The following is a 1,446-nucleotide window of genomic DNA, read 5'->3' on the forward strand; positions in this document are numbered from 1 at the left end:
CCGAGCATCCTGAACGATGTCAACCTGAGAATACCGGCCGGGCAAATCGTCGGCATCGTCGGCACTTCTGGGTCGGGCAAGAGCACGCTGGGAAAGCTGATTCAGCGGCTCTACCTGCCCGAGTCAGGCCGCGTGCTGGTCGACGGCAACGACCTTGCCGCAGTCGACCCGACCTGGCTGCGCCGGCAGGTCGGCGTCGTGCTGCAGGAGAACATGCTGTTCAACCGGTCGGTGCGCGACAACATCGCGCTCGCGGATCCGGCCCTGCCGATGGAGCGTGTCGTGGCAGCGGCAAGGCTCGCCGGCGCCCACGATTTCATCCTCGAGCTTCAGGACGGCTACGACACGGTCATAGGCGAACGTGGCAGCACGCTGTCCGGCGGCCAGCGCCAGCGCATCGCGATCGCGCGCGCACTGATGACCAATCCGCGCATCCTGATCTTCGACGAAGCCACCTCCGCACTCGACTACGAGAGCGAGCGGGTCATCCAGCAGAACATGCGCGAAATCACGGCAGGCCGTACCGTCCTGATTATCGCGCATCGGCTGTCGACCGTCCGGACCGCGGACCGCATCATCACGATCGAGCGCGGGCGCATCGTCGAGGACGGCTCGCACGATCAGTTGATCCGCAGCGGCGGCCGCTACGCGACACTTCACCGAGTCCAGGCAGGCATCCATGAAGTCGGCTAGGGCGATGCTTGCCTTGCTCCGCAGGCCAACGCGCACGCGCGACGAACTGGCATTCCTCCCGGCCGCCCTCGAGATCGTGGAAACCCCGCCCTCTCCGATTGGCCGGGCCATTTCCGCGGCGATCTCGGTGGCCTTCCTGATCGCGCTGGTTTGGGCCAGCATCGGCACGGTCAATATCATTGCCACCGCGACCGGGAAGATCGTGCCGGATGGTCGCACCAAGGTCATCCAGCCCTTCGAGACCGCCGTTGTGCGTGCCATCCACGTGAAGGACGGTCAACGCGTCAAGGCCGGCGACCTCTTGATCGAACTCGACCCGACCATGAGTCAGGCGGAGCTCAGCCATCTCCAGAGCGACCTCGTTGCCAGCGAACTCGACATTGCACGGCTGCGGGCCGCGCTTGCCGGCGGCGACGAAGGCAAATTTGTCCCGCCCCAAGGCGCTACCCCTGAGCAGATCCGGACCGCCAAACGATTTCTTGCTTCGCAAACGGCGGAGCAGGCAGCCAAGCTGACCGCACTGCAATGGCAGGGCACGCAGAAGAAGGCGGAGCGTGCCACCACCGAGGCCTCGATCGGCAAAATCTCCTCGTTGATTCCGATCCTGCAGCAGCGCGTCGACGTACGCAAATATCTCGTGGACCGCGAATTCGGCTCCAAGCTGCAATATCTCACCGAGATGCAGGATCTCGTCTCCTACCAGCAGGAGCTGCTCGTTCAGAAGAGCCACTTCGTCGAGGCCGACGCGGCCGT

The 1,446-nt window shown here is 64.5% G+C and carries 2 protein-coding genes; both read left to right on the forward strand.

From position 1 onward, the window contains the following. Positions 1-693, forward strand: a 693-nt coding sequence (locus JHD07_RS28720; protein WP_291628320.1) for an ATP-binding cassette domain-containing protein, incomplete at its 5' end; no start/stop codon positions are given. Positions 694-697: 4 nt separating this feature from the next. Further along, positions 698-1,446, forward strand: a 749-nt coding sequence (locus tag JHD07_RS28725) for a biotin/lipoyl-binding protein (RefSeq protein WP_291628322.1), incomplete at its 3' end; no start/stop codon positions are given.

The organism is Bradyrhizobium sp. (assembly GCF_016462955.1).
Lineage (GTDB): Bacteria > Pseudomonadota > Alphaproteobacteria > Rhizobiales > Xanthobacteraceae > Bradyrhizobium.